This window comes from Aquitalea denitrificans (assembly GCF_009856625.1).
Taxonomy (GTDB): Bacteria; Pseudomonadota; Gammaproteobacteria; order Burkholderiales; family Chromobacteriaceae; genus Aquitalea; species Aquitalea denitrificans.
In genome coordinates this window covers 1,959,276-1,984,257 of the sequence record NZ_CP047241.1, presented here as the reverse complement: position 1 = coordinate 1,984,257, position 24,982 = coordinate 1,959,276, and the positions used below count along the sequence as shown (strand labels likewise).

Here is a 24,982-nt window from a genome sequence, read left to right as displayed (position 1 = left end):
AGGCTTCACATGCAGCCGGCCCTTCGCCACCGATTTCTGCTTTTCTCCCTGACAGCCCTGCTGGCAAGCCTGTTCTGCACGCTGGCCATGGCGGCGAACCCTGCACCCCGCAACTGGCTGGCCGCTCATCGCAACTGGCGGGTTGGCGTGGTGCTGCAAGCACCCTATGCCCAGATCAATCCACGCAGCCACCTGCTGGAAGGGGCCGATGTCGAAGTGATGCTGCTGCTGGCCAACAAGATGGACGTGCAGCTGAGCTGGCGTACCTTTGCCACCCGGCAAGCACTGGACAAAGCGGTGGAAAATGCGGAAGTGGACATCTCGCCCGGGATGCTGCAGACCCCGGCCAGCTTGCGCCACTGGCTGTTTTCCCAACCCTATCTGCGCGTGCCACACAAGATCGTCGGCTTCCCGGATGGCAGCGGTAATGCGGTGGATCTGGACCGGCTGTCACTGAGCGAACGGCTGGCGCTGGATGGCAATAGCGACGCCCTGCGCTTTGTCCGCCGCAATTATCCCGAGCTGCCACGGGTGGAAGTGGCCAACGACCGCACCGCCCTGCAAACCGTGCAGCAGCAGTACGCTGAATACGCCATTGTCGACGAAGCCCAACTGGCCACCCTGCTCAAGGAACCGGAATTCTCGCGCCTGGCCGTGGTGGGTGATCTGGGCTACACCCATCTGCTGCGCATCGCCGTACGGCGTGACTGGCCCGAGCTACCTGCCGTACTGGACCGCCAACTGCAGGACATCCCCGGCATCCGCATGGAACAGCTATATGCGCACTGGATGCTGCCCAGCTATCCCCGGCTGATCGACTCGCTGGGCTTCTGGCACCGCATGACACTAGCCCTGCTGCTGGCCACGTTGCTGCTGGCCGGCCTGTTTGGCCACCAGCGGCAGCAACGCCGCTGGGCGGAAAAGCGCTTGCTCGCCGCCAGACTCGAGCTGGAAGCACGTGATCTGGCAGAAGAATCGCTGCGGCTGACACAGTTCTCCATCGACAACAGCACCGTGGGCATCCTGTGGGTGAACTGGGATGGCCGCATCCAGTATGCCAACCGCGCAGTGGAAAGCATGCTGGGCTACCCGGCCGAACAATTGCTCAGCTTGTCACTGCCGGAATTACAACCCTCGCTGGACAACAACCGCTGGCTGGACCTGTGGAACCAGCTGCGCAGCAGCAAGGCGCTGAGCAGCTTTGAAACCAGCAGCCTGAAAGCCGACGGCCAGTTTCTGCCAGTAGGCGTCACCCTGAGTTTCCTCAAGTTTGGCCGTACCGAATACCTGGTGGTTTACCTCAATGACATTACCGAACGGCAAAAGGCCAGGGCCGCGCTGGAAGAAAGCGAAGCCCGCTTCAAGGGCATGGCCAGCAATGTGCCGGGCATGGTATTCCGGCTGGAACGCCCGGCAGCGCAGCACCCGGTACGGCTGGCCTTTGTCAGTGACGCCAGCCAGACCATGCTGGGCTACAGCCCGCTGGACCTGATATGCATGCCGGAAGGTTGGCTGGACGTGGTGGCCAGCGAGGACCGCAGCAGCTACCAGCAAGCCTGGCAGGATGCCGCCGACAACAACCACAACCTGGCCTGGCAGGGCCGCATGCTGCACCACGGCGGTGACATGCGCTGGGTGGACATCAAGGCAGCGGTGCGCTGTTTTGACGATGGCCACGTGGTGTGGGACGGCATTGTCTGGGACATCTCGGAAAACAAGCACAATGAATTGCAGCTGGCCGAATCGCGCGGCTTGCTGCGCAGTCTGTCCGGCCACCTGGAATCGGTAAGAGAAGAAGAAAAAGCCCGCATCGCCCGCGAAGTCCATGATGAACTGGGCCAGATTCTTACCGTACTGCGGCTGGAAACCTCCATGTGCGAGCTGAGCTTCGGCCAGAGCGACAGCAAGCTGGCCGAGCGCCTGCAAGCCATGAAAAAGCTGATCGAGCAGACTTTCCAGATCGTGCGCGATGTCGCCACCGCACTGCGCCCGCCAGTGCTGGATGCCGGTATCGGCTCGGCCATTGAATGGCAGGCACGCCGTTTTGAAAAGCGCAGCGGCATTCCCTGCCTGGTATCGGTACCGGACAGCCCCATTGCGCTGAGCGATGCCCGTGCCATCGGCGTGTTCCGCATTCTGCAGGAAGCGCTGACCAATGTGCTGCGCCATGCCGAAGCCAGCACCGTCAGCGTTGGCCTTACCTGTCAGCAGGGCATCATCACTCTGAGCATTGCCGACGATGGCAAGGGTTTCGACCCGCAAGCCCATCGCCAGCTGCGCTCCTTCGGCCTGGTAGGCATCCGCGAACGGGTGCTGTTGCTGGGCGGCAAACTGGATATCGACAGCCAACCGGAACAGGGCTGCACCCTGACCATCCGCCTGCCGGTAGAAGAAGGAAGGGAAGTCGCATGATTCGCGTCATCATTGCCGAAGACCATAAAATCGTCCGCGAGGGCATCAAGCAGCTGATCTCGCTGGCCGAAGACATCAGCGTGGTGGGAGAAGCCACCAATGGCACCCAGTTACTGGAACAGCTGCGCCAGATCAGTGCGGATGTCCTGTTACTGGATATTTCCATGCCCGGCACCAACGGGCTGGAAACCATTCCGCGCATCCGGGCGCTGGACAATCCGCCTGCCATCCTGATGTTGTCCATGCACGACGAAGTACAGATTGCCGCCCGTGCCCTCAAGGCCGGTGCCGCCGGTTACAGCACCAAGGACAGCGACCCGGCACTGCTGCTGACCGCCATACGCAAAGTCGCTGGTGGCGGACGCTATATCGACCCGCAACTGGCCGACCGCATGGTGTTCGAAGTGGGCCTGACCGACTCGCGCCCGGCGCACACCCAGCTGTCCGAACGCGAATACCAGGTGTTCGAGCGGCTGGTGCACGGCACCAACGTCAACGAAATTGCCCAGCAGCTCAACATCAGCGCCAAGACAGTCAGCACCCATAAAGTGCGGCTGATGCAGAAGCTGCAAGCACACTCGGTGGCCGACATGGTGCGCTACGCCATCGACCACAAGCTGATCTGAGCTGTGCGATCTGGAGGCTGAGCACTACCTTGCGCAGTAAATGAAAAAACCGCCAACCAGGCGGTTTTTTCACCACAACACACTCTGCTACGACAATTAGCAGCAGGGATCGCTCGGACCTACTACAAAATCACCACAAGGAGGCTGCGGCCCGACAACAAAGCACGAAGCCAATGAAACTGAACTCAGTGCAGACAAAAGCATGGCAAGAAGAATGGTTTTTTTCATCGCAAAATCTCCATAATCATTAAATTTCAATTACTTAGGCTGCCATTTTTTATCCAAACAAAATCAAGGCAACGCTGTTCATTCTGTTCTTGTGGGCTTGAGCAGTAACCAGTCTGATAGATCAGTCACACCAGCACCAGTTTTTAAACATTTCCGCTTACAAGCCATGGCGCATTGCGCTACCCTAGCCGGCTTTCCACTGCCGCCCGCCTTATCCGTTTTCATGCGCATTCAGGATTTTCACCAAGCCCTGGCCAGCCTCGGCGCCCGTCCCTGCCACATCGGCCGTATCAACCGCGCCTGGCTGCAAGGCCTGGCGCTGGATCACGGCACCCGTCATCAGCAAAGCCAGGACTATTTTCCGCTGACCGTGCGTCAGGGCCTGCCTGCCCTCAGCCAGCAGCTGGAAGCACTGGCGCGCATCCACACCCGGCACGAGGCAGCGGACGCCTCGCAACGCCTGCTGGTGGAGCTGGCCGACGGCCAGATGGTGGAAAGCGTGCTGCTGCCACGCGACGGCCTGTGCATTTCCAGCCAGGTAGGCTGTGCCGTGGGCTGCACCTTCTGCATGACCGGCAAATCCGGCCTGTTGCGCCAGCTGGGTAGTGCCGAGATCGTGGCGCAGGTGGTGCTGGCTCGGCGTATTCGCCCCGTAAAAAAGGTTGTGTTCATGGGCATGGGCGAACCGGCCCACAATCTGGACAATGTGCTGGAAGCCATCGACTTTCTCGGGCGCGAGGGCAATATCGCGCACAAGAATCTGGTGTTTTCCACCGTGGGTGACCCGCGCGTATTCGAACGCCTGCCGGCCATGCAGGTTAAACCGGCACTGGCGCTGTCGCTACACACCACGCGGGCCGACTTGCGCGCCAGCCTGCTACCGCGTGCACCACGCATCAGCCCCGAGGAACTGGTAAGCATGGGCGAGCGCTATGCCCGCCAGGTGGGCTACCCCATCCAGTACCAGTGGACACTGCTCAAGGGCATCAACGACAGCCAGCAGGAGATGGATGCCGCCATCGCCCTGCTCAAGGGCAAGTACGGCGTATTGAACCTGATTCCCTACAACAGCATGGAAGGCGACAGCTTCCAGCGCCCGGATGCCGAATACATCCAGTACATGAAGCATTATCTGCATGCAAACGGTGTACTGACCAAGATCCGCGATTCCGCCGGACAGGACATCGACGGCGGCTGTGGCCAGTTGCGTGCCCGTGCCGCCGACAGCATTGATCTGAGCCGGCTGCGCCGCAAGACTGGCATCCAGTCATAGCGGATTACGTTGACATCATATTTGGCCTTTTTGCTAGAATGGTTATTTGCCGGACAATATCCGGCCAACCCTGACAGCTAGAAAGAATCAGCGTGCGGCTTCGCTTTGAACAATGGCGTGACTTTCTCGATATCGATGCCGAAAGCATCAACACTCTGCAGGAATTCTCCGGGCTGATCCGCCCGCACATGGATACGCTGATGGATGCGGTATACGCCTATATCCACGCCAATGCCGCCGCCAGTGCCACCTTTACCGATGCAGCCGCTCTGCAACGGGCTCGCGCCCATCAAAAACACCATTGGCAGGAGCACGTATTCGCCGGCAACTTCAACCAGGCCTATCTGGAAGCCACGCTGGCCATCGGCCGCACCCACCAGCGCCTGGGCGTGGATTTGCGCTTTTATTCCGGTGCCTATGTCGTCGTGCTCAATCAGGTGGTGGCGCTGTTAAGCCAGCTGCTGGATGACAATGCCACCCGCACCCGCTACCTGACCGCCATCAACCGTGCAATATTTCTGGACATGGGCCTGGCCACCTATGCCTATTACGACACCCTGCTCAATGCACTGGAAGACATGGCGCAGGAAGTCACCCTCAGCCTGGCACGCGCCGGGGAGTACCGTGACAACGAAACCGGCAAGCACATCACCCGCATGAGCAAGATGTGCGAGCAGATGGCGCTGGCATTGGGCAAGGATGCCACCTGGGCCCATGCACTGCGCATGGCCAGCCCCTTGCATGATGTCGGCAAGATCGGCGTGCCGGATCGCATACTGCTCAAACCTGGCCGACTGGATGAAGCGGAATACCAGATCATGCGTGAACACCCGCGTATTGGCGGCACCATCATCCCGGAGCACCCGGCCCTGGTTATCCGCATGGCACGGCGCATTGCCCTTACCCACCACGAAAAGTGGGATGGCAGCGGCTACCCGGCCGGCTTGTGCGGCGAGGAAATTCCGCTGGAAGGCCGTATTGCCGCCATCTGCGATGTCTACGACGCCCTGGTATCAGCTCGCCCCTACAAGCCGGCCTGGACCCAGCAAGCCGCTCTGGATTTCCTGCAACAGGAAAGTGGCCATCACTTCGACCCACATCTGGTGGAAACCTTTTTGCGCATCGTGCCGGAAATTGAATCCATTCAGAGCCGCTACGCCGAAGAAAGCTGCTGAACACAGGCCCTGATCTCATCACCAGCCTGTCATCAAGTCATGGCACACTGACAGACGATATTCAGACTGCAATATTGGGGAGACAAGATGCGCAGCAAGGTGATTCTGGTGGTGGTGGACGGCCTTGGCTGGCAAGCCGGCCAGGACTGCATGGGCTATCTGCAAGCCATGTGCGAAGCCGGACAGGCCAGCCTGCACCAGCTGCGCTGCGAGCTGCCCTCGCTGTCGCGCCCGCTGTATGAATGCATACTCACGGGCACGCCGCCGGTGGATAGCGGTGTAGTCCACAACGATGTAGTGCGACTATCCAGCCAGTCCAGCATCTTTTCCCTGGCCCAGGCCGCCGGCCTGCGCACCGCTGCCGCCGCCTATCACTGGGTCAGCGAGCTGTATAACCGCTCACCCTATGATGCAGTGCGCGACCGGCTGACCGAGGATGACACCTTGCCGATCCAGCATGGTTTGTTCTACCACCAGGATCACTACCCCGACGACCACCTGTATATCGATGGTGAGTTACTGCGCCGCCGCCACGACCCGGACTTCCTGCTGATCCACCCAATGGGCGTGGATGATGCCGGTCACCGCTTTGGTGGCGACAGCATGCACTACCGCAATGCTGCCCGCGCCAACGACAAGCTGCTGTCCCACTACCTGCCGCACTGGCTGGAACTGGACTATCAGGTACTGGTGACCAGCGACCACGGCATGAATGCCGACCATAGTCACGGCGGCGTACTGCCAGAAGAAAGACTGGTGCCGCTATACCTGCTGGGCAGCCGCTTCAACCATGACAGCACCACGCGGGTAAAACAGACCCAACTATGCGGCCTGATGGCAACGCTGCTGGGCCTGACGCATACCAAGGCGGACAATCCGGCCTTGCTGCAAAACAAGGGCTGAGGGCTGTCGTACCAGTCCAATGGCAACCATCCCTTGGACTGGCTCTGGCCTATTGCCATGGAAACACAACCCGATTACAGCAAAAAAACACCCACCACAAAAAGAATAAGCAGCTGAATCAAATAGACTTTTCATTCACGGCGCGACACACCTGCATTAATAGCCAGCATCCATCCTCGCCATAGGATTTTCTAAATTCAAGCCCACTGCCTGCATCCCTAGACTGAGGGTCCTTTTTACCTTAAGGACCCTCCGTGATGAAGCAGAAAACATCCTCGCTGACGCTCTGTATCAGCACCCTCAGCCTGTTACTGAGCCTGTCGGCTACCGCAGCCCCCCTTACCCGCGACAATGGCGCAGCGGTGGGCGATAACCAGAATTCACAAACTGCCGGCCCCAATGGCCCGGTATTGCTGCAAGACGTGCAGCTGATCCAGAAACTGCAGCGCTTCGACCGCGAACGCATACCGGAGCGAGTAGTCCACGCCCGTGGTGCCGGCGCTTACGGCACGTTTGAAGCCAGTGCCGACATTTCGGCGCTGACGCGCGCCAAGGTATTCGCCAAGGGCAGCAAAACCCCGGTATTCGTGCGCTTCTCTACTGTGATTCACGGCCAGCACTCGCCGGAAACCCTGCGTGACCCGCGCGGCTTTGCCACCAAGTTCTACACCAGTGAAGGCAACTGGGACCTTGTAGGCAATAATCTGCCGGTATTCTTCATTCGGGATGCCATGAAATTTCCGGATATGGTGCACGCGCTCAAGCCTGCGCCGAATACCAACCTGCAAGATCCGAACCGCTTTTTCGACTTTTTCTCCCACCAGCCGGAAGCCACCCACATGCTTACCCGGCTGTATTCGGACTACGGCATCCCCAAGGGCTATCAGTACATGGACGGCAATAGCGTGCACGCCTGGAAGCTGGTGAATGCCCAGGGCAAATACGTGTACGTGAAATTCCACTGGGCCAGTCGCCAGGGCCAGCACAATCTCACCATGCAGCAGGCCGCCGCGATACAGGCACAGGATTTCAACCATGCCAGCCGTTCGTTGATGGATGCCATCCAGCACAAGCAATACCCGCAATGGGACCTGTACATCCAGGTGATGCAGCCAGAGGACATGGCAAAACTCGACTACAACCCGCTGGACGCCACCAAGATCTGGCCCGGCGTCCCCGAGCGCAAGATCGGCACCATGACGCTCAACCGCCTGCCGGAGAATGTCTTCCAGGAAACCGAGCAAAGCGCTTTTGCCCCGTCCAACCTGGTAGCGGGCATCGAACCATCCGAAGACCGCCTGCTGCAGGGCCGCATTTTTGCCTATGCCGACACCCAGCTGCACCGGGTGGGGACAAATGGCCTGCAACTGCCGGTGAATCGCCCACTGGCAAAGGTAGACAACAATAATCAGGACGGTGCCATGAATGGGGGCCACCGCAGTGGCAGCGTCAATTACGAACCTTCCCGCCTTGCCCTGCTGCAGCAGGACGCCAGTGCACGTGCCAGCCAGTTGCCGCTGGCCGGCACTACCCAGCAGGCTGGCATTGCCAAAACGCAGAACTTCCATCAGGCCGGGGCTTACTATCGCAGCCTGAGCAAGAGCGAACAGACCAGGCTGATTGCCAACCTCGCCGCCGACCTGGGCCAGGTACGTAACGAGACCACACGCTATACCATGCTGTCCTACTTCTATAAGGCAGACAGCGGCTACGGCCAGGCCATCAGCAAGGTACTGAATGCCAATGTGGCAGAGGTTGCCAAACTGGCCGCCCAGCTGCACGACTAAGCCAGCCTTGCCCACCCCGGCGGGCAAGTAGGGATAAACCGGCTGCCGGTGGACAACACACCGCTGGCAGCCATGCCATGACATGGCTATAGTCGCAGCATGATCCTGCTTCGCACTCCGCTGCTGGAACTGGCACGCCTTAGCGCCAGCGCCCAGGGTTTTCCCCGTCACACCCACGACGAATTCGTCATCAGCGCCAATCTAGGCGGACTGGAAGAGGTATGGCTGGATGGAAAATCGTTTACTGTCAGCCCGGACATGCTCACCATCTACCCGCCACAAGCGGTACAGGCCAGCCACAGCCTGAGCGGCAGCGGCTGGGAATGTCTATCGCTGTATGTCGCTCCCGCAGCCTTTCCCACACTGTTTGACTGCACCCCGCCCGACCTGCCCAGCCATCTGGCGCAGCCGGAGTTTGCCATCCGCCTGAAACACATCGCCCAACTGGAAACCAGCTTGCGCGCAGAAGCCGTCATCCACTTGCTGGGGCAGTTGCTGACACAGGGCGGCCACACTTCACCACGCCACTGCCGGCAGGACAGTCCGCTGCTGCAACGGTCACGCCAGCAGCTGCTGGATGATCTGGCCCAGCCCGTGACACTGGAACAGCTGGCGCAGGAAGCCGGCGTAACACCGGCGCATCTGGTGCGGCGCTTCCAGCAGGCCACCGGCTTGCCGCCACTGGCCTGGCAGATGCAACAGCGCATGGCCGCCGCACGCCGCATGCTGCGTAGCGGCCAGCCGATTATCGAAGTGGCGCTGGCTACCGGCTTTGCCGACCAGGCACACTTCAGCAAAGCCTTCAGCCGCTTTTGCGGCATGTCACCCGGCCGCTATCGCCAGATCAATTTTTGACAAGACGCCTGCCATTCCGCCCCGTATCATCGGGGCTGTTTTCTTAGCATCTACGGATTCGCTGTCATGCTGGCCATCGCCACCAAGGGTTTTTTACTGTCCATTTCCCTGTGCCTGGACATCGGCATCGTCAATGCCGCGCTGATCAATACCGGCCTGCGCAAGGGCCTGCGATCGGCACTGCTGATGGGGCTGGGCTCCTGCTTTGGCGACCTGTTCTATGCACTGCTGTCCTTGCTGGGCATGACCCTGCTGTTCAGTTTTACTCCGGTGCGCTGGGTGATGTGGCTGGGTGGTGGTGCCGTACTGCTGTGGCTGGCGTGGAAGATGGCACGTGCAGCCTGGCGGGAGTTTCATCAACCCAGCAGCCAGGCGCTTACCGGCAACGATGCAGTCAGCGCGCGCAGCAGCCAGGCGGAATTCTGGCGCGGCCTGCTGATGGCGCTGGCCTCACCCTCTTCCTTGCTGTGGTTCGCCGCAGTGGGTGGCAGCATCATTGCCCAGTCCACCGACGGCAGCTCGCTATCGGCCAGCATCTTCCTGTCCGGCTTTTTTCTGGGCGGGCTGGTGTGGTCGTCCTTTCTGGCCTGGCTGGCCAGCCACGGCCAGAAACTGGTCGGCCATCGCCTGCTGCTGTACTGCAACGCCGCCTCTGCCGCGCTGTTTGTCTATCTGGCGCTGGGCGTTATCGTCAATGGCTACCAGACCCTGCTGTAATAGCGCGTTCAGCCGCCACTGACCACCAGTGCCGACAGGCCCACGCCACCGGCGCGCAGCACCCGTATCTGCACCGCAATGCGTTCTTTCATGCCTTCCACGTGGCTGATCACGCCTATCATCTTGCCGCTGGCATTGAGGCTGTCCAGCGCATCCAGCGCAACTTCCAATGTTTCCGCATCCAGGGTGCCAAAGCCTTCGTCCAGGAACAGCGAGTCGATGGAGGTTTTGTGGCTGACCAGATCAGACAGCGCCAGTGCCAGTGCCAGACTGACCAGAAAGCTTTCCCCGCCCGACAGCGTGCGCGTGTCGCGGCAGACATCGGCCTGCCAGCTGTCGACAATTTCCAGCTCCAGCTCGCCCTCCAGCTTGCGCCGCAACTGGTAGCGTCCCTGCAGGCGCGCCAACTGGCGGTTGGCCAGATACACCAGATGATCCAGCGTCAGGCCCTGGGCAAAGCGGCGGAACTTGTCACCCTTGGCCGAGCCGATCAAACCGTCCAGCCGCTGCCAGGATTCACACTCCTCCTGCTGTCGCAGGATTTGCGCCAGCAGGCCCTGCAAGCTGGCGCGACGTTCATCATCACTGGCCAGCAAGGCCTGCAGCGCCCCGCACTGGGCGCTCAACTGCTGCCGTCGGGCATCCAGCTCTGCCTGCTGCTGCAGCAACTCCCCCAGCGGCTGCGGGCTGTGGTTTGCGGTTTCCAGCGCCTGGCGCTGCCTGCTGGCGGACTGCAACAATGCCTCGGCCTGCTGTGCCGCCCTCTCCAGCTGCTGCCGCATGGACTGCAAGGCCTCGCGTTGCGCATCCGGCAAACAGGCCGCAACAAAAACCGTCTCATCGGCAAAAGGACTGCTGGCCAGCGCCTGTTGCCACTGGGAGTCTGTACTGTGCAATAGCGCTTGTTGCTCGGTCTGATCCTGCTGCCGCTGCTGTTGCTGCCCTTGCAGCTGTGCCAGCGTAGCCGCCAGGTCTGCGCGCTGTTGCTGGCAGCTTTCCAGTTCCCGTGCGGCATCCACTGCCGGCGGCAACGCGGGCAGATCCGGCAGGGCCAGTTGCCCCCACCATTGCTGCCACTGTTGTAGCTGGCCGCGGGCGTGCGTCAGCTGCAGCTCCTGTCGTGCCAGCACTTGCTCCAGCTGCTGCATGGCCTGTTGTTGCTGCTGCCAGTCTTGCCATTGCTGCTCGCGTGCCGCCAGCCAGCCGGCAGCATCCTCCGGCATGGCATGGCCGGCTACGGATAGCGCCTGCTCCAGCTGCTGCCACTGATTGGTGGCCTGCTCTTGCTGTGCGGCCAGCTCGGCATCTGCCTGGCTGCCTTGCTGTTGCAGGTTGTCCAGCGCCTGCTGCTGCAAGGCCAGCTCGGCCTGTGCAGCCTGCCAGCACTGCTGCAGTTGCTGGCTGAGTTGCTGCGCCTGTTGCCAGCGCTGCGCAGCAGCCTCAGCCTGTTGCCATTGCTGTTCTGCCAGCGCCTGCCGCTGTGCGGCCTGCTGCGCACCGGCATGCAATACCGTGGCATCCTGCCAGGCGGTGGCGGTCACACCCAGTACCGGCTCCATTGCCTGCCACTGTTGCTGTAATTGCTGCTGACTGTCGTCCTGTGCCTGCCACTGCTCTTGCAGCCCTTCCAGTTGCTGCTGCAGGGCGGCCAGCTGCAGCCTGGCATCCTGTCCCTGGGCCTGCACGGCGTCCAGCCTGGCTTGCATGTCTTGCACTGCCTGTCGGGCAGCCGAGCTGTCCGTGGCGTGGTATTGCTGCACCAGCGGGTGCTCGCTGGCACCGCACAGCGGACAGGGCTGGCCAGGCTGCAGCAGGGCACGTTGCGCTTCCAGCCCGTGAATACGCAACTCCAGCTCCAGTAGCCGCTGCTTGTCGACCAGTTGTTCCTGCAATTGCCGGTACTGCGCCCGCAAAACACTCAGGGTCTGTTCATACTCCGGCAGCAGCGCCTGCCGCCCGGCCATGGCATGTGCCAGCGCTTGCTGCGCCTGTGATGACTGCCGCAGCTGACCGGCCAGTTGCGTGGCGGTTTGCCAGTATTGCTGGTACTGCTGTGCGGCCTGCCATTGCTGGCGCAAGCTAGCCACATCCAACGGCAGGCCGGGGGCAGCGGCCTGCTCGGCCTGTGCTGCCCGTTGCCAGTCGGCCTCTGCCTGCCGGCACAGTGCCTGTTGCTGAATCATGCCCTGCTGCCGGGCCAACAGCGCTTGACTCAGTTGGCCGCGTTGCTGAACGGCACAGGCAATTTCCTGTTGTGCCCGCGCATGTTGGGCAAACTGGCTGCGCCAGAGCGGGAGTTGCTCGCCCAGCCTGGCCAGCGCTGGAGCTGCCTGCTGCTGTAACTGCCATTGCTGCCACTGCGCCTGGCCTTGAGCCAATTGCTGCTCGGTATCATCTGCCTGCTGCTGCGCCAGGCTGAGGCCCCGCCAGTTTAGTTGCTGCCACTGCTGTTCGCTGTCCTGCCGCTGCCGCTGCAACTGCTGCAATGCGGCCTCTCCTTCCACCAGGCGTTGCCGCATGGCCTGCCATTGCCGGTACAAGGGCTGCAGACGGCTGGCAGCTTCGCTGGTAGCCAGTTGCTGCATTTGGGGTGCCGCCTGCTGCAGTGCCGCCTTTGCCTGCTCCAGCCGCTGGCTGGCCTGCTGCTCTTGTTGCTGTGCCTGTGCCAGCTGCTGCTGTAGTTGCACTGCCCGGTTTACATCCTGTAGCTGTGCCGCCAGCACCTGTTGTTGCTGGCCTGTCGCATCCAGTTGCTGCTGCATGACGCCGCGCTCGGCTGCATCCAGCAGCTCCACTCCACCTGCCCGTGCCTGCAATTGCTGCAATGCCTGGCGGCTGTCACGGGCCTGTTCGAATACGCGCTGGGATATCTGGCCATATAGTTCGGTGCCGGTCAGCTCTTCCAGCAGTTCGGCGCGCTCATTGGGACTGGCATTAAGAAAAGCGGCAAAACCGCCCTGGGCCAGCAGCATGGATTTGGTGAAACGGGCAAAATCCAGCCCGGTAATGGCGGCAATGCGCTTGAGTTTGTCATTGCTATGAGTGGTGAGGATGGTGCCATCGCCGTCGGCCAGCTCCACCCGCGCCGGCTGCAAGGCACCATCGGCCTTGTCACGAGCGCGGCGCTGGCTCCAGAACGCCCGGTAAACCTTGCCCTTCACCTCGAATTCCACCTCGGCCAGACAGTCGGCAGTGTGGCGGGTCATGATGTCGTTGCTGCTGGTCGATATGGTCTTCAGCCGTGGCGTTTCGTGATAAAGCGCCAGGCAGATGGCATCCAGCAGGGTCGACTTGCCGGCACCGGTGGGGCCGGTAATGGCAAACAGGCCGTTGTCGCAGAACGGTGGCAGGGTGAAATCAATTTTCCACTCACCTTGCAGGGAGTTGAGGTTTTTCAGTCGCAGGGTGCGGATTTTCATGCCTGGTCCTCCTGCAACACCTGCAGTATCTGACGGTAGCGCTGGCGCAGGTCTGCTGCCTGAGTATCATCAATCTGCTCCAGTTCCAGTCGGCGCTCGAAGACCTCTTCCGCCGTCAGTTCGTCCAGCGTGCTGCGTTCGGCTGCTAAAGAAGCCGCCTGCTGGCTGCGGGCGCGGCGTAGACGCAGCAGTTCGGCCGGCTGTCCTTCCAGCAGCTGCTGGATGCGGGCTTGCAGATCGGACAGGTAATCATCCCCCTCCACAATCACTTCCAGCCACAGCAACTGTCCGTCTGCGATGCCAGCAAGAGCCACCGGGATGCTGCGCTGCAATTCAGCCAGAGTGCCGCGCAGGCTGCACAAGGGCTGAAAACAAGGTACGGTCAGCGGCGTAATGCTGAGCGGAGCGCTGCCGGCGGTTTCCAGCAGCAGCATTTGCTTGCTCTGGCCCAGCTCATCAAAACTCAGGGCCAGCGGCGAGCCGCAGTAGCGGATATGTGACTGGCCACCCACCTGTTGTGGGCGGTGGATATGGCCCAGCGCAATGTAGTCAAATGGTGGAAAGGCGTTGCTGGGAAAGGCATCCAGTGCGCCAACATAAATTTCGCGCACGGATTCGCTACTGCTGGCACCCACGGTAGTGAGATGCCCGGTCGCCAGAATGGGCAGCGCTTCTCCCAGTGCCGTACGCTGTGCCACGGCCAGCTGATACAGATCCTGGTAGTGCCTGGTAATTGCCTGCTGCAAGCCAAGCTGTTTTTCTTCAGCACTCTGCCCGGCCTGGCTTTGCATCACATCCCTAGCCCGGACAAAGGGTACGGCACACAGCAGCGCCGCCGGTTTGCCTTCACCATCGCGCAGCGTCAACAACTGGCGCGTCAGATCTTCCTGCACGGCGGGAATGACGGTGCAACCAAGATAGGACAGCAAGGGACGGCTTTCTTCCAGCGTGGCAACCGAGTCGTGATTGCCCCCCAGCAGCACCAGCTGGCAACGGGCCTCGTGCAGACGCACCACCAGCTGGTTGTAGAGTTCGCGCGCATAGCTGGGCGGTGCGCCGGTATCAAAGATATCCCCGGCCAATAGCACGGCATTGATGTCCAGCGCAGCCACTTGCTGCAATAGCCAGTCAATCAGGGCCTGATGCTCGGCCTGACGGCTACGCCCCATGAAATGCTGGCCCAGATGCCAGTCTGATGTGTGAAGTATGCGCATGCCATCGCTTTAGCCGGAAATCAGCGCGCATTCTAGCAAGAGCGGAGCCTTCCTGCCTGCCTCTCACGTCGGCACAGACGGCATGTCAACCCAGCATACCTGCCCAAGCGCCGCAGCGCGCCGCAAGCACCACTCTGCCAGAATGAAGGCCATGACCACACCATTACGCTTATTCCTGCCATGCCTGCTGCTGGTGAGCACGCTGGCAAGCGCGGCCTCCAATAACACCCTCGCCAGCACCATGCGCAGCGAGGCCGCCTTTTCGCCCGACCCGACCGCACTGGAGCTGGTATTGAAAGGCATCCGCAATGCGCGCCGCTCCATCCACGTGGCCGCTTATGTCTTCACCAGCAAGCCGGTGGCCCTCGCCTTGCTGGATGCCCGCCAGCGCGGTGTTGAAGTTGCGCTGGTAGCCGACAGCAAGGAAAACTCGACTGGCTACAGTGCCACGCGCTTTCTGGCCAAGCAGCACTTGCCGGTAAGACTGAACGGAAAATATGCGATTCTTCATGACAAATTCATGATTATCGACCAGTTGCATGTGCAGACCGGTAGTTTCAATTACACCGCGGCGGCGGCGTCAAAGAATGCAGAAAACGTGCTGATCATCTGGAATGCACCAGAGCTTGCCGCACGCTATGAAGCGCAATGGCAACAGCTGTGGCAGGAAGCGGACCCACTGGAAAGCAGTGGCGGCACGGCAAACTAGCCAGCATCCTGCTGGCAGGCGCTGATGATTTCCGCCGCGAGACAAACCCGACAATATTCACCATCCATATTGGCCAGCGACATGGCATGCACCTCGTCGGCGCTACGCCAGCGCCCTGCCCAGTCACGCCGGGCAAAGGTAAAGCAGCCATCTTCCACCAGATACACCACATAGCCCAGATTCCCGGCCATGCGTACCGTGGCTTCCACCGAATTGCTGGTGGCCACGCCCGCCACCACCAGGGTACGACAGCCGGCAGCCTGCAGCTGCGCATGAAGGTCCGTACCGATAAAGGCAGAATTGGTCTGTTTCGGCAACACCCACTCGTCAGGCTTCGGCAGCACTTGTGGCTTGAAGGCATGACCGGGCTGGCCTGGACGATAAGTCGACCCGGCTTCCTGCGAATCATGCCTGATGTGGCAGATCGGCCGTTGCTGGCTGCGCCACAAGGCCAGCAGTCTTGCCGCTAGCTGTTCGGCCTGCGGGTTGTTGCGCTCGCCCCAACAGGGATCATCAACTGCGCACTGCAAATCCACCAGCAGCAATAAGGCATTTTCGGGCAGGGTAATTGGATTCGCAGGCATGCAGGCACTTTCGTCAAGTCAATACAACAGCATAACAGCACTGGCCATGAAAAAACCCACCGGACAAAAGTCGGGTGGGTTTCTTGTACAGAACCAGTTCCTGCCATGTGGCAGGCAAACCAGTCAGTATCTATTGCTTACAGCGGCTGAACGTTGGTAGCAGCCGGGCCTTTTTGGCCAGCAGCCTTAACGTAGCTTACCTTCTGACCGTCTTGCAGCGACTTGAAGCCGTCTACTTTGATTTCGGAGAAGTGTACGAACAGGTCGTCGCCGCCTGCGTCCGGAGTGATAAAGCCAAAGCCTTTGGCGTCATTGAAGAATTTTACGGTGCCGGTTTCCATGATATATCCCTGACATAAAACAAATTAAAAACAGAGCAAATGCTCACAAACAAGACATTCAAGGGATAGATATTTGAACAATTAGGCACTCTGTTGGGAGGGACACCACTGTAACGAAATAGGCACAACTCTTGAAATCCTGCCCGACCGTTATACGCATCTGCCGGCCATTGGTCAAACATTATCTGCCAAATCCCCAAAATAAATTCCGGTAATGGCAAAGGCATGCATCAGCCACTCAAAAAAACAAATGCCGACCTCATGCCACACTCACCCGGCTGCTTGCCTCACCAGCAACCAAAGACCGCGCCCGGCAATACAAAACCCTTCTGTTTTGGGCAGCTGCTCTCTATCATCGCAACATCTTCCACCGCTGCGGAGCAGCCATGATTACCCTGCATCATCTGAACAACTCACGCTCGCAACGCATCATCTGGCTGCTGGAAGAACTGCAACTGCCATACGAAATTACCCGATACCAGCGCGACAGCAAAACCATGCTGGCACCTGCCGCACTGAAAGCCATTCATCCGCTGGGCAAATCGCCGGTCATAAGCGATGGCGATGTCGTAGTGGCGGAATCCGGAGCCATCATCGAATACCTTACTGACAAACCCGGGGCTCACTGGCTGAAACCGGCAGCCGACAGCAAGGCTCTGCTGGACTACCGCTACTGGCTGCACTACGCCGAAGGCTCGGCCATGCCGCCGCTGGTAATGAGCCTGGTGTTTTCGCGTCTGGACACTCCCCCCATGCCCGCCCTGCTACGCCCACTGGCGCGCCTGATTGCCAATGGCGTACGCAAAAGCTATCTGCAACCACAACTACAGATGCACCTTGATCATATCGAAGCACAACTGTCCTTGACTGGCTGGTTTGCCGGCGATGCATTCAGCGCAGCCGACATCCAGATGAGCTTTCCGCTGGAGGCGGCAAATGCTGTCGGGCTGGTAACAGCCAGCCAGCCGCATATCCGCGCCTTCCTGCAAACCATCCATGCCCGACCAGCCTATCAGGCCGCCTTGCAGCAAGGTGGGCCCTACGCTTATGCCTGATCAGGCAGTGCGGGCAGAAAATTCCGAGCAGGCTCTTGACGAGAAAAAACAGCCTCGCTATCATGCCGCTCTCTTCTGGAGGGGTTACCCCAGCGGTCAACGGGTCCGGACTGTAAATCCGGCGGCTCAGCCTTCGAAGGTTCGAATCCTTCTCCCTCCACCAGCATTCCGAAAAGGCCCGACATCGCGTTCGGGCCTTTTTCATGCCGCCAGCAGCGGTGCCACTCAGCAGGAGACACGTCCATGGCCAGCAAAAACAGCAAAGCAAGCAAGCCCAAGACAGCCCAGCCGGCGCGTCTGGCCGAGCAAAAACGTTTTCAACGCACGGAAGACGCTTGCCGCCGCATCATGGACCTGCTGTTTGGCATGCAACGCGCCGAACGCTTTAACGAAGAAGAACTGGCAGGCAAATACGCCATCATGGCCGGCATCCACTATCGCAAGATCCGCAATGGCAAGGTACTGGGTGCTGCCGACTTCAATGCCGCAGTGGAAGTTTGTACCGCGGCACGGCGCTGCCTGCAGCAACTGGACAGCGGACTGACATTCGACGGCCTGCCCGACAGCAGCGCCCTGCAGGAAGCCTTGCCACTGATCGACAGCGTGCTGGCCGACTATCAGCAGCTAAAATCAGGCCAGTAAGCCTAAAACCTGCTGCGCCTTCTTGCAGCCTGCAGCGGATGACCCCGCCCTGCCTGCCGGAGGGCAGAGCAATACAAAAAGGCTGCGCGCCTGCCGACAGGATATATCGACAGGCACGCAGCCCTGATTACACCAGCCGCATCAGCAAGAACGCGGGCATTGCTGCTGATTACACGCCAGCCTCGTGCGCCTGTACATCGGCATGGTAGCTGGAGCGCACCATGGCACCGACTGCCGCGTGGGCAAAGCCCATTTCATAGGCTTTTTCCTCGAACATCTTGAAGATGTCCGGGTGCACGTAACGCAATACCGGCAAGTGTCCGTCTGACGGTTGCAGGTACTGGCCGATGGTCAGCATGTCCACATTATGGGCGCGCAGATCACGCATCACTTCGAGGATTTCTTCGTCGGTTTCACCCAGCCCCACCATCAGGCCGGACTTGGTCCGTACTTCGGGGTTTTTGGCCTTGTAGTCTTTCAGCAACTGCAAGGAGTGGGCGTAATCGGCACCCGGGCGGGCCTGCTTGTACAGGCGCGGCACGGTTTCCAGATTGTGGTTCATCACATCCGGCGGCGTGGTGGTGAGAATATCCACTGCCAGATCCAGCCGGCCACGGAAGTCCGGCACCAGGGTTTCGATCTGGGTATTCGGCGAAGCCGCGCGCACCGCGCTGATGCAGTCGGCAAAGTGCTGGGCACCGCCATCGCGCAGGTCGTCACGGTCTACCGAAGTCACCACCACATACTTCAGGCGCATGGCGGCCACGCTCTCGGCCAGGTGCTTGGGCTCATTTTCGTCCAGCGGATTGGGACGGCCATGACCCACGTCACAGAAGGGGCAGCGACGGGTGCAGATATCACCCATGATCATGAAGGTGGCCGTGCCCTTGCTGAAACACTCGCCGATATTCGGGCAGGTGGCTTCTTCGCACACGGTATGCAGTTTCTGGTCGCGCAGAATCTGCTTGATTTCATGAAAACGCTGGCCGGTGGGCAGCTTGGCGCGAATCCATTCCGGCTTTTTCAGTTTTTCATCCAGCGGCACGATCTTGATGGGAATGCGTGCGGTTTTGGCGGCGCCTTTATGCTTGACCCCTGCCTCGTTATCCAACTTCATGCTGTCTCCTTCACCACGGTCAGGTGTTTTTCCAGCTGGGGCAGTAGCAGATCGGCTACTTGCGCCAGGGTTTTATCCACCCCCAAATCCTTCATTTGCGTCACTCTGAGGCCTTCATAACCACAGGGATTGATCCAGCCAAACGGCGTCAGGTCCATGTCCACATTCAGCGACAGGCCGTGATACACCGCGCCATTCTTGATGCGCAAGCCCAGCGAGGCGATCTTGGCGCCGTCCACATACACGCCCGGCGCGTTTACGTCGCCATTGGCGGTAATGCCCTGCCCGGCCAGCATGTCGATAACCGCCTGCTCGATGCGACGCACCAGTTCGCGCACGCCAATGTGCATGCGCTTGAAGTCAATCAGCAGATACACCACCAGTTGGCCGGGGCCATGATAGGTAACCTGGCCACCCCGGTCGGTCTTTACCACCGGGATGTCGGTCAGGCGCAACAGATGCTCCGGCTTGCCGGCCAGACCCTGGGTGTATACCGGATGGTGCTCCACCACCCACAGCTCATCCGGCGTTTCGGCCGTGCGGGTATCGGTAAAGGCCTGCATGGCCCGCCAGGTGGGTTCGTAGTCCACCAGGCCCAAATGCTTGATCAGACGCTGCACGCGCTTGGCTCCACGTTGGTTTAAAGCACCATCTTGACCATGGGGTGGCCAGTGAGCGACAGGTAGATATTATCCAGCTGCTGGCGCGAGGTGGCATTCACGGTAATGGTCAGCGCGTAGAAACGTCCACCCGAGCTTTCCCGCAGGGTGACATCATGCTCGGCCAGGTCCGGCGCGTGCACACGCACCACTTCGGTCATGGTGAGGACAAATTCGTCGTGACGCTCGCCCATCACTTTCAGGGGGAAGCGACAGGGAAACTCAATGATTTCCTGTTTTTCAGTGCTGTTTTCAGCCATGTTCAACTCGATTCTGCAAAGGCAAAAGGCCCGCATCACCCGATGCAGGCCATTGCCGGGCCCCGGCTGGCGGGGCGTCAATCAAAAGCCGGTTTACTTCCAGCCCAGCATCAGCTTGATGCTATCCCACAGGCGGCTGAAGAAACCACCTTCTTCCACCGCCTGCAACGCAACCACCGGGCGTTCCAGCAGCGGCTTGCCATCCAGGCTTACCACCAGCTTGCCCACCGTCTGACCTGCCTTGATCGGTGCGATCAGCGGCTGCACGGTGGACAGATCAGCCTTCAGCTGTGCAGCCTGCCCCTTGGCCACGGTGGCGAAAACATCCTGACCAAAGCCCACTGACACGGATTTGGCTGCGCCTTTGTACACCGGCACTTCGGAAACCGGTTTGGCTGCCGAGTAAAGTTTGGGCGTATCGAAAAACTGCAAGCCGTAGTTGAGCAATTTGGCGCTCTCGTTGGCGCGCGCTTCCGGACTGGCAGTACCCACAACCACCGAAATCACCCGGCGACCATCACGATGGCTGGAGGTGATCATATTGTAGCCGGCGGTATCGGTGTAACCAGTTTTCATACCGTCCACATTGGGATCGCGGTACAGCAGCAGGTTACGGTTGGGCTGGGTAATTTTGTTATAGGTATAGGACTTGATGGAGTAGGTGGGGTAGAACTCCGGGAAGTCACGAATCAGCGCGGCGGACAGAATCGCCAGATCATGCACCGTGGTGTAGTGATCGGCATGCGGCAGGCCGGTGGCATTGCGGAACTGGGTGTTCTTCATGCCCAGCTTCTGTGCCTGCTGGGTCATCACCTGGGCAAACACGTCTTCGCTGCCGGCAATCGCTTCGGCCAGCGTCACGCAGGCATCGTTGCCGGACTGCACGATCATACCCTTGATCAGGTCATCCACCTTGACCGGCACTTTCGGGTCCAGGAACATGCGCGAACCATCGGTTTTCCAGCCACGGCTGGATACGGTCAGCATCTGATCCAGCGACAGGCGCTTTTCCTTCACCGCCTTGAAGGTAAGGTAGGCCGTCATCAGCTTGGTCAGCGAGGCCGGCTCGACGCGGGCATCCGGATCCTGTGCGGCCAGCACCTGGCCACTGTTGAAATCGACAAGATAAAACGCCTTGCCGGCAATTTCCGGCACCGGCGGAACAAAGGCAGCGGCAGCAGACGCAGCAACAGGCATGGCCAGGCTGGCGGCCAGCAGAATTCGGGTGATGGTGGTTTTCATTAGGATCGACAACGGGTGAGGGGTACAAACAATAGCCGCTGATTATACACGTCCACGCCGCTGCGTTGACCGTAAATGGCCGATTTTTGCAGCAATCTGCGGATGGCAGACGGTTGATTGCGGCAATGCAGCATGAAAATGGCAACACGGCTTCCCGGCGGCTTGGAGTTCCTGCTACTCTGACAGTTCAATAAGAAAGAACGACAAGGACATCGGCATCACCATGCAAGACAAGCAAGACTATCTGGAGCGCATCCTCACCTCCCGCGTCTATGACGTCGCAGTGGAAACCCCGCTGGAAACCGCCAACAACCTCAGCCGCCGTACCGGCAACACCATTTTGCTGAAGCGCGAAGACCTGCAACCGGTGTTCTCGTTCAAACTGCGTGGCGCCTATAACAAGATGGCCAAGCTGACACCGGAGCAACTGGCCAACGGCGTGATTACCGCCAGCGCCGGCAACCATGCCCAGGGCGTGGCACTGTCGGCCAAGAAAATCGGCTGTGAAGCCATCATCGTGATGCCGGTGACCACCCCGCAGGTGAAGATTGACGGCGTCACCAGCCGTGGCGGCAAGGTGGTCTTGCATGGCGAATCGTTCAGCGACGCTTACAAACATGCAATGAAACTGGTGGCCGAAACCGGCAAAACCTATATCCCGCCGTTTGACGACCCGGACGTGATTGCCGGCCAGGGCACCATCGGCATGGAAATCCTGCGCCAGCACCCCGGCCATATCGATGCCGTGTTCGTCGCCATTGGCGGCGGCGGTCTGGCTGCTGGCGTGGCCAGCTTCATCAAGCGCCTGAAACCGGAAATCAAGATCATCGGCGTGCAGCCGGTGGATTCGGACGCCATGAAGCAGTCCATCGAAAAAGGCGAGCGCGTAGAACTGAAAGACGTGGGCCTGTTTGCCGATGGAGTGGCAGTGAAGCTGGTGGGCGAGGAAACCTTCCGCATCTGCCGCGAGCTGCTGGACGAAATCATGCTGGTGGATTCCGACGCCATGTGCGCCGCCATCAAGGACATCTTCGAAGACACCCGCTCCATCGTGGAGCCAGCCGGTGCACTGGCCGTGGCAGCTGCCAAGGCCTATATCGAGCGCGAAGGCTGTACCGGCCAGACGCTGGTGGCCATCAACTGCGGCGCCAACATGAACTTCGACCGCCTGCGTCACGTCTCGGAACGCTCCGAGCTGGGCGAGCGCCGCGAAGCCATCATTGCCGTCACCATTCCGGAAAAACCGGGCAGCTTCAAACAGTTCTGTGCGGTGATTGGCAACCGCAACATCACCGAATTCAACTACCGCTTTGCCGACCCCGGCACCGCCCATGTGTTTGTCGGGGTGCAGATCAGCGGCAAGCAGGATTCGGAGCGCATCATCAACGAACTCAAGGCCAGCAATCTGGATGGGCTGGACCTGACCGACAACGAGCTGGCCAAGCTGCACATCCGCCATCTGGTGGGCGGCCATGCCCCGCAGCTGAAGGACGAGCGCGTGCTGCGCTTTGAATTCCCGGAACGTCCGGGTGCGCTGATGCGCTTCCTGGAAGGCATGCAGACCAACTGGAACATCAGCCTGTTCCACTACCGCAACCACGGTGCCGACTACGGCCGCGTACTGGTAGGCATTCAGGTGCCATCCAGCGATAATGCCGAGTTCCAGCGTTTCCTGGATGGTCTGGCCTACCCCTATGTGGAAGAAACCGACAACCCGGCCTACAAGCTGTTCCTGGGCAAGACCATCCGCTAACCCTGCCTGCCGGCGCACCCAGCCGGCAGCAGACTCTTGCTACAGGCATTGCACATGATTCAAGCCGTATTGTTCGATCTGGACGGCACCCTGGCCGACACCGCCCGCGACCTGGGCGCCGCCCTCAACCGTCTGCTGGCCGAAGAAGGCCTGCCGCCGCAGCCCTATTCCGCCATCCGCCCGATTGCCAGCCATGGCGCACGCGGGCTGGTGAGCCTGGGCTTTGGCATTGATCGCCAGCATCCGCGTTTCGAAGAATACCGGCTGCGTTTTCTCGACCACTACGAGCACAGCTTTGCCGATGAAACCGTGCTGTTCGACGGCATCAACAACATGCTGGAAGGCATTACGGCCAAGGGGCTGACCTGGGGCATCATCACCAACAAGCCTATGCGTTTTACCGACCGGCTGGTGCCTGCCCTGCCCTTTGCCAGCCGACCGGCGGTCACCGTCAGCGGCGATACCGTGGGTGTACCCAAGCCGGACCCGGCACCCATGCTGCATGCGGCCAGCCAGATCGGCATTGCACCAGAGCACTGCCTGTATGTGGGCGACGCCGAACGCGACATCCAGGCCGGCCGCGTGGTGGGCATGAAAACCGTACTGGCCAACTGGGGGTACATCTCGGCGCAGGACCAGCCGGAGCAATGGGGTGCCGACATCAGCATCAATCATCCGCTGGAATTGCTGCAGCACCTGTAAGCCAGAAGCAGCCAAACGCCGCAACCCGCATGCTGCCTCCGGCCAATGCGGGTTTTCTTTCGCGCAATTAAACACCAATGAGAAACAATATCTTGAACATACTGATATTTATCACACAAAGGGTAATCAATACACTGCATCCATCCGCTGACTGACAGCGCAAACCCGACAAGGATGCAGACCATGAAACACCTCGCCCTCGCCCTGCTGACCCTGAGCTTCAGCACCGCCGCTCTGGCCGCACACCACAGCAACTACCCCAGCGCCAACGACATCAGCGCCTGGCAGGCGGAACAAGCGGCCATCAAGGCAGCCGATGCCCGCCTCCCCGCAGAACGGCAGGCTGAAATTGCTCGCGACAATGCGGCCTGGCAGGCTGCGCTGCTGCAGAAAAACCAGCACAACGCCGGCATCAATCACTGACACAGCGAGGCCACACAGCATGAGCCATCTTCATCTGCATATCGGTGCCGGACACACCAGCCTGGAGCAGGCACACCCGGCACAGCAGCCAAGCAGCATGCCGATCGGCTGGCAATCGGTACTAGCCGCAGGCCCACAGCGTCTCCCCAGTCCGGCAGCGCTGGAGATGGCTATCATGCAGGTGGAAGATGCCATCAGCACCTGCTGGCCTCAGTCCCTGGCGCTTAACACCATCAGTGGCAGCGACCCGGCCCTTTACCAGATCGCCACACAATGCGGCCTGCCATTACAGCCTGGCAGCCAGCTTGGGCGACATAGCGTGGAAAGCCTGTTTTCGCGCCTGGCCAATGCGGTGGAAGGTGGTTCGGCTGCCGGCCTGCCGGATGCAGCGGATTTTGTCGGCAGCCTGCTGATTCTGCGTGAGCTGATGCACCATCTGGATATTGCAGCCATCACACTGGAGCGCGCCGCCAGCTGAAAACGCTGTGGACAAAGAAAAACCGCCACCAGAAAGCTGGCGGCGGCTGCATATCAGGCAGGCTGTATCGGCCGCCCCATGCCGGCATCAGAAGGGGTAAACCACTTCTGCCGGCTTGAACTCGCAAGGCTTGTCGGACGGAGCCGCATCGTGCATTTCAGCCTTGCTGTCAGAAATTTTCTTCCATGAACCACCCAGGCTGCAGGCAAAATCCTGGCCCAGTTCCAACTCACCAAACGTTGACGGCAGTACCGGTTCCTCACAGTGCGGACACAGATTGCCCGCCGGCCCTGTCAGTTGATCCCGGCTGGATACCTCGTCACACCAGCAACATTTGATTTGATCTTCAGTCATCTTCACTTCCCGTTACCATGGCTTGTCATGTCGAAATGACGCGAACGCAGCCGG

24 protein-coding genes and 1 tRNA gene are annotated in these 24,982 nt (G+C 60.1%); 16 read left to right on the top strand and 9 right to left on the bottom strand.

Going from position 1 to position 24,982, the window contains the following annotated elements:
• The first annotated feature begins 9 nt into the window (after window positions 1-9).
• The 8 genes from GSR16_RS08990 to GSR16_RS08955 all read left to right on the top strand — a co-directional run bounded on the left by GSR16_RS08990 (window position 10) and on the right by GSR16_RS08955 (window position 9,976).
• Window positions 10-2,412: a PAS domain-containing sensor histidine kinase gene (locus tag GSR16_RS08990; protein WP_205677531.1), complete on the top strand. Its 2,403-nt coding sequence runs from the start codon at window positions 10-12 to the stop codon at window positions 2,410-2,412.
• Entirely contained in the window at window positions 2,409-3,038 is a 630-nt protein-coding gene (locus GSR16_RS08985) for a response regulator (protein ID WP_159876574.1), read from the top strand. Before GSR16_RS08990 ends, GSR16_RS08985 begins: the two co-directional genes overlap by 4 nt.
• Window positions 3,039-3,489: 451 nt before the next feature.
• Window positions 3,490-4,539 (top strand): RNA methyltransferase, encoded by a 1,050-nt coding sequence (locus tag GSR16_RS08980; protein ID WP_159876572.1) that lies wholly within the window; start codon window positions 3,490-3,492, stop codon window positions 4,537-4,539.
• 92 nt (window positions 4,540-4,631) lie between these two features.
• Window positions 4,632-5,714, top strand: coding sequence for an HD domain-containing phosphohydrolase (locus GSR16_RS08975; RefSeq protein WP_159876569.1), 1,083 nt, complete (start codon window positions 4,632-4,634; stop codon window positions 5,712-5,714).
• 87 nt (window positions 5,715-5,801) lie between these two features.
• Window positions 5,802-6,617: an alkaline phosphatase family protein gene (locus GSR16_RS08970; protein ID WP_159876567.1), complete on the top strand. Its 816-nt coding sequence runs from the start codon at window positions 5,802-5,804 to the stop codon at window positions 6,615-6,617.
• 257 nt (window positions 6,618-6,874) lie between these two features.
• Complete coding sequence (locus GSR16_RS08965; RefSeq protein ID WP_159876565.1) at window positions 6,875-8,404, top strand: catalase; 1,530 nt, start codon at window positions 6,875-6,877, stop codon at window positions 8,402-8,404.
• Between the two features lie 99 nt (window positions 8,405-8,503).
• Window positions 8,504-9,259 carry an AraC family transcriptional regulator gene (locus GSR16_RS08960; protein ID WP_159876563.1) on the top strand — a complete coding sequence of 252 codons (756 nt, stop codon included), beginning with the start codon at window positions 8,504-8,506 and terminating at the stop codon, window positions 9,257-9,259.
• Between the two features lie 66 nt (window positions 9,260-9,325).
• The gene (locus GSR16_RS08955) at window positions 9,326-9,976 is read left to right on the top strand and encodes a LysE family translocator (RefSeq protein WP_159876560.1); all 651 of its coding nucleotides are present in this window, start codon (window positions 9,326-9,328) and stop codon (window positions 9,974-9,976) included.
• Between the two features lie 8 nt (window positions 9,977-9,984).
• On the opposite strand, the gene GSR16_RS08950 is transcribed toward GSR16_RS08955, so the two are convergent.
• Together GSR16_RS08950 and sbcD are read right to left on the bottom strand one after the other, a co-directional pair.
• Window positions 9,985-13,395 (bottom strand): AAA family ATPase, encoded by a 3,411-nt coding sequence (locus GSR16_RS08950; RefSeq protein ID WP_159876558.1) that lies wholly within the window; start codon window positions 13,393-13,395, stop codon window positions 9,985-9,987.
• Entirely contained in the window at window positions 13,392-14,609 is a 1,218-nt protein-coding gene (gene sbcD / locus GSR16_RS08945) for an exonuclease subunit SbcD (RefSeq protein ID WP_159876556.1), read from the bottom strand. The genes GSR16_RS08950 and sbcD overlap by 4 nt, the downstream gene beginning before the upstream one ends.
• A 151-nt stretch (window positions 14,610-14,760) precedes the next feature.
• On the opposite strand from sbcD, the gene GSR16_RS08940 reads away from it, so the two are divergent.
• Window positions 14,761-15,318: a phospholipase D family nuclease gene (locus GSR16_RS08940; RefSeq protein ID WP_159876554.1), complete on the top strand. Its 558-nt coding sequence runs from the start codon at window positions 14,761-14,763 to the stop codon at window positions 15,316-15,318.
• Here GSR16_RS08940 and GSR16_RS08935 read toward each other — a convergent pair.
• Window positions 15,315-15,902: a cysteine hydrolase family protein gene (locus GSR16_RS08935; protein WP_159876552.1), complete on the bottom strand. Its 588-nt coding sequence runs from the start codon at window positions 15,900-15,902 to the stop codon at window positions 15,315-15,317. The two genes, GSR16_RS08940 and GSR16_RS08935, sit on opposite strands and share 4 nt — an antisense overlap.
• Window positions 15,903-16,039: 137 nt before the next feature.
• The gene (locus GSR16_RS08930; protein WP_089083430.1) at window positions 16,040-16,243 is read right to left on the bottom strand and encodes a cold-shock protein; all 204 of its coding nucleotides are present in this window, start codon (window positions 16,241-16,243) and stop codon (window positions 16,040-16,042) included.
• A 386-nt stretch (window positions 16,244-16,629) separates the two neighbouring features.
• Here GSR16_RS08930 and GSR16_RS08925 point away from each other — a divergent pair, with 386 nt between their 5' ends.
• From GSR16_RS08925 to GSR16_RS08915, 3 genes are all read left to right on the top strand, one after another.
• Window positions 16,630-17,298: a glutathione S-transferase gene (locus GSR16_RS08925; protein ID WP_159876550.1), complete on the top strand. Its 669-nt coding sequence runs from the start codon at window positions 16,630-16,632 to the stop codon at window positions 17,296-17,298.
• Window positions 17,299-17,375: 77 nt separating this feature from the next.
• Window positions 17,376-17,461 (top strand) — tRNA-Tyr (locus tag GSR16_RS08920).
• A gap of 80 nt (window positions 17,462-17,541) precedes the next feature.
• Window positions 17,542-17,940 (top strand): hypothetical protein, encoded by a 399-nt coding sequence (locus GSR16_RS08915; protein ID WP_159876548.1) that lies wholly within the window; start codon window positions 17,542-17,544, stop codon window positions 17,938-17,940.
• Window positions 17,941-18,109: 169 nt separating this feature from the next.
• Here the strand turns inward: GSR16_RS08915 and lipA are convergent, their stop codons facing one another.
• The 4 genes from lipA to GSR16_RS08895 all read right to left on the bottom strand — a co-directional run bounded on the left by lipA (window position 18,110) and on the right by GSR16_RS08895 (window position 21,218).
• Entirely contained in the window at window positions 18,110-19,057 is a 948-nt protein-coding gene (gene lipA / locus GSR16_RS08910) for a lipoyl synthase (protein ID WP_159876546.1), read from the bottom strand.
• Window positions 19,054-19,677, bottom strand: a complete 624-nt coding sequence (gene lipB / locus GSR16_RS08905) for a lipoyl(octanoyl) transferase LipB (RefSeq protein WP_159876544.1) — start codon at window positions 19,675-19,677, stop codon at window positions 19,054-19,056. The genes lipA and lipB overlap by 4 nt, the downstream gene beginning before the upstream one ends.
• A 20-nt stretch (window positions 19,678-19,697) precedes the next feature.
• Entirely contained in the window at window positions 19,698-19,976 is a 279-nt protein-coding gene (locus GSR16_RS08900) for a YbeD family protein (protein ID WP_059286389.1), read from the bottom strand.
• Between the two features lie 93 nt (window positions 19,977-20,069).
• Complete coding sequence (locus GSR16_RS08895; RefSeq protein ID WP_159876542.1) at window positions 20,070-21,218, bottom strand: D-alanyl-D-alanine carboxypeptidase family protein; 1,149 nt, start codon at window positions 21,216-21,218, stop codon at window positions 20,070-20,072.
• A gap of 223 nt (window positions 21,219-21,441) precedes the next feature.
• Between GSR16_RS08895 and ilvA the strand changes: the two genes are divergently transcribed.
• From ilvA to GSR16_RS08875, 4 genes are all read left to right on the top strand, one after another.
• Window positions 21,442-22,971 carry a threonine ammonia-lyase, biosynthetic gene (gene ilvA, locus GSR16_RS08890; protein WP_159876540.1) on the top strand — a complete coding sequence of 510 codons (1,530 nt, stop codon included), beginning with the start codon at window positions 21,442-21,444 and terminating at the stop codon, window positions 22,969-22,971.
• Window positions 22,972-23,025: 54 nt separating this feature from the next.
• Window positions 23,026-23,673: an HAD family hydrolase gene (locus tag GSR16_RS08885; RefSeq protein ID WP_159876538.1), complete on the top strand. Its 648-nt coding sequence runs from the start codon at window positions 23,026-23,028 to the stop codon at window positions 23,671-23,673.
• A 183-nt stretch (window positions 23,674-23,856) separates the two neighbouring features.
• The gene (locus GSR16_RS08880) at window positions 23,857-24,096 is read left to right on the top strand and encodes a hypothetical protein (protein WP_159876535.1); all 240 of its coding nucleotides are present in this window, start codon (window positions 23,857-23,859) and stop codon (window positions 24,094-24,096) included.
• 19 nt (window positions 24,097-24,115) lie between these two features.
• On the top strand, window positions 24,116-24,574 hold the full coding sequence (locus GSR16_RS08875; protein ID WP_159876533.1) for a hypothetical protein: 459 nt from the start codon (window positions 24,116-24,118) through the stop codon (window positions 24,572-24,574).
• Window positions 24,575-24,661: 87 nt separating this feature from the next.
• Here GSR16_RS08875 and GSR16_RS08870 read toward each other — a convergent pair whose 3' ends face one another.
• Window positions 24,662-24,928 (bottom strand): hypothetical protein, encoded by a 267-nt coding sequence (locus tag GSR16_RS08870; protein WP_159876532.1) that lies wholly within the window; start codon window positions 24,926-24,928, stop codon window positions 24,662-24,664.
• Window positions 24,929-24,982 lie beyond the last annotated feature (54 nt).

What these genes read in the sequence shown, in the direction of transcription:
- GSR16_RS08990 (WP_205677531.1), top strand. Translation starts at nt 10, where the DNA reads ATGCAGCCGGCCCTTCGCCACCGATTTCTGCTTTTCTCCCTGACAGCC.
- ilvA (WP_159876540.1), top strand. Translation starts at nt 21,442, where the DNA reads ATGCAAGACAAGCAAGACTATCTGGAGCGCATCCTCACCTCCCGCGTC.
- GSR16_RS08895 (WP_159876542.1), bottom strand. Translation starts at nt 21,218, where the DNA reads ATGAAAACCACCATCACCCGAATTCTGCTGGCCGCCAGCCTGGCCATG.
- GSR16_RS08875 (WP_159876533.1), top strand. Translation starts at nt 24,116, where the DNA reads ATGAGCCATCTTCATCTGCATATCGGTGCCGGACACACCAGCCTGGAG.
- GSR16_RS08955 (WP_159876560.1), top strand. Translation starts at nt 9,326, where the DNA reads ATGCTGGCCATCGCCACCAAGGGTTTTTTACTGTCCATTTCCCTGTGC.
- GSR16_RS08885 (WP_159876538.1), top strand. Translation starts at nt 23,026, where the DNA reads ATGATTCAAGCCGTATTGTTCGATCTGGACGGCACCCTGGCCGACACC.
- GSR16_RS08880 (WP_159876535.1), top strand. Translation starts at nt 23,857, where the DNA reads ATGAAACACCTCGCCCTCGCCCTGCTGACCCTGAGCTTCAGCACCGCC.
- GSR16_RS08985 (WP_159876574.1), top strand. Translation starts at nt 2,409, where the DNA reads ATGATTCGCGTCATCATTGCCGAAGACCATAAAATCGTCCGCGAGGGC.
- sbcD (WP_159876556.1), bottom strand. Translation starts at nt 14,609, where the DNA reads ATGCGCATACTTCACACATCAGACTGGCATCTGGGCCAGCATTTCATG.
- GSR16_RS08950 (WP_159876558.1), bottom strand. Translation starts at nt 13,395, where the DNA reads ATGAAAATCCGCACCCTGCGACTGAAAAACCTCAACTCCCTGCAAGGT.
- GSR16_RS08925 (WP_159876550.1), top strand. Translation starts at nt 16,630, where the DNA reads ATGATTACCCTGCATCATCTGAACAACTCACGCTCGCAACGCATCATC.
- GSR16_RS08870 (WP_159876532.1), bottom strand. Translation starts at nt 24,928, where the DNA reads ATGACTGAAGATCAAATCAAATGTTGCTGGTGTGACGAGGTATCCAGC.
- GSR16_RS08970 (WP_159876567.1), top strand. Translation starts at nt 5,802, where the DNA reads ATGCGCAGCAAGGTGATTCTGGTGGTGGTGGACGGCCTTGGCTGGCAA.
- GSR16_RS08965 (WP_159876565.1), top strand. Translation starts at nt 6,875, where the DNA reads ATGAAGCAGAAAACATCCTCGCTGACGCTCTGTATCAGCACCCTCAGC.
- GSR16_RS08900 (WP_059286389.1), bottom strand. Translation starts at nt 19,976, where the DNA reads ATGGCTGAAAACAGCACTGAAAAACAGGAAATCATTGAGTTTCCCTGT.
- GSR16_RS08980 (WP_159876572.1), top strand. Translation starts at nt 3,490, where the DNA reads ATGCGCATTCAGGATTTTCACCAAGCCCTGGCCAGCCTCGGCGCCCGT.
- GSR16_RS08940 (WP_159876554.1), top strand. Translation starts at nt 14,761, where the DNA reads ATGACCACACCATTACGCTTATTCCTGCCATGCCTGCTGCTGGTGAGC.
- GSR16_RS08960 (WP_159876563.1), top strand. Translation starts at nt 8,504, where the DNA reads ATGATCCTGCTTCGCACTCCGCTGCTGGAACTGGCACGCCTTAGCGCC.
- lipA (WP_159876546.1), bottom strand. Translation starts at nt 19,057, where the DNA reads ATGAAGTTGGATAACGAGGCAGGGGTCAAGCATAAAGGCGCCGCCAAA.
- GSR16_RS08930 (WP_089083430.1), bottom strand. Translation starts at nt 16,243, where the DNA reads ATGGAAACCGGCACCGTAAAATTCTTCAATGACGCCAAAGGCTTTGGC.
- GSR16_RS08935 (WP_159876552.1), bottom strand. Translation starts at nt 15,902, where the DNA reads ATGCCTGCGAATCCAATTACCCTGCCCGAAAATGCCTTATTGCTGCTG.
- GSR16_RS08915 (WP_159876548.1), top strand. Translation starts at nt 17,542, where the DNA reads ATGGCCAGCAAAAACAGCAAAGCAAGCAAGCCCAAGACAGCCCAGCCG.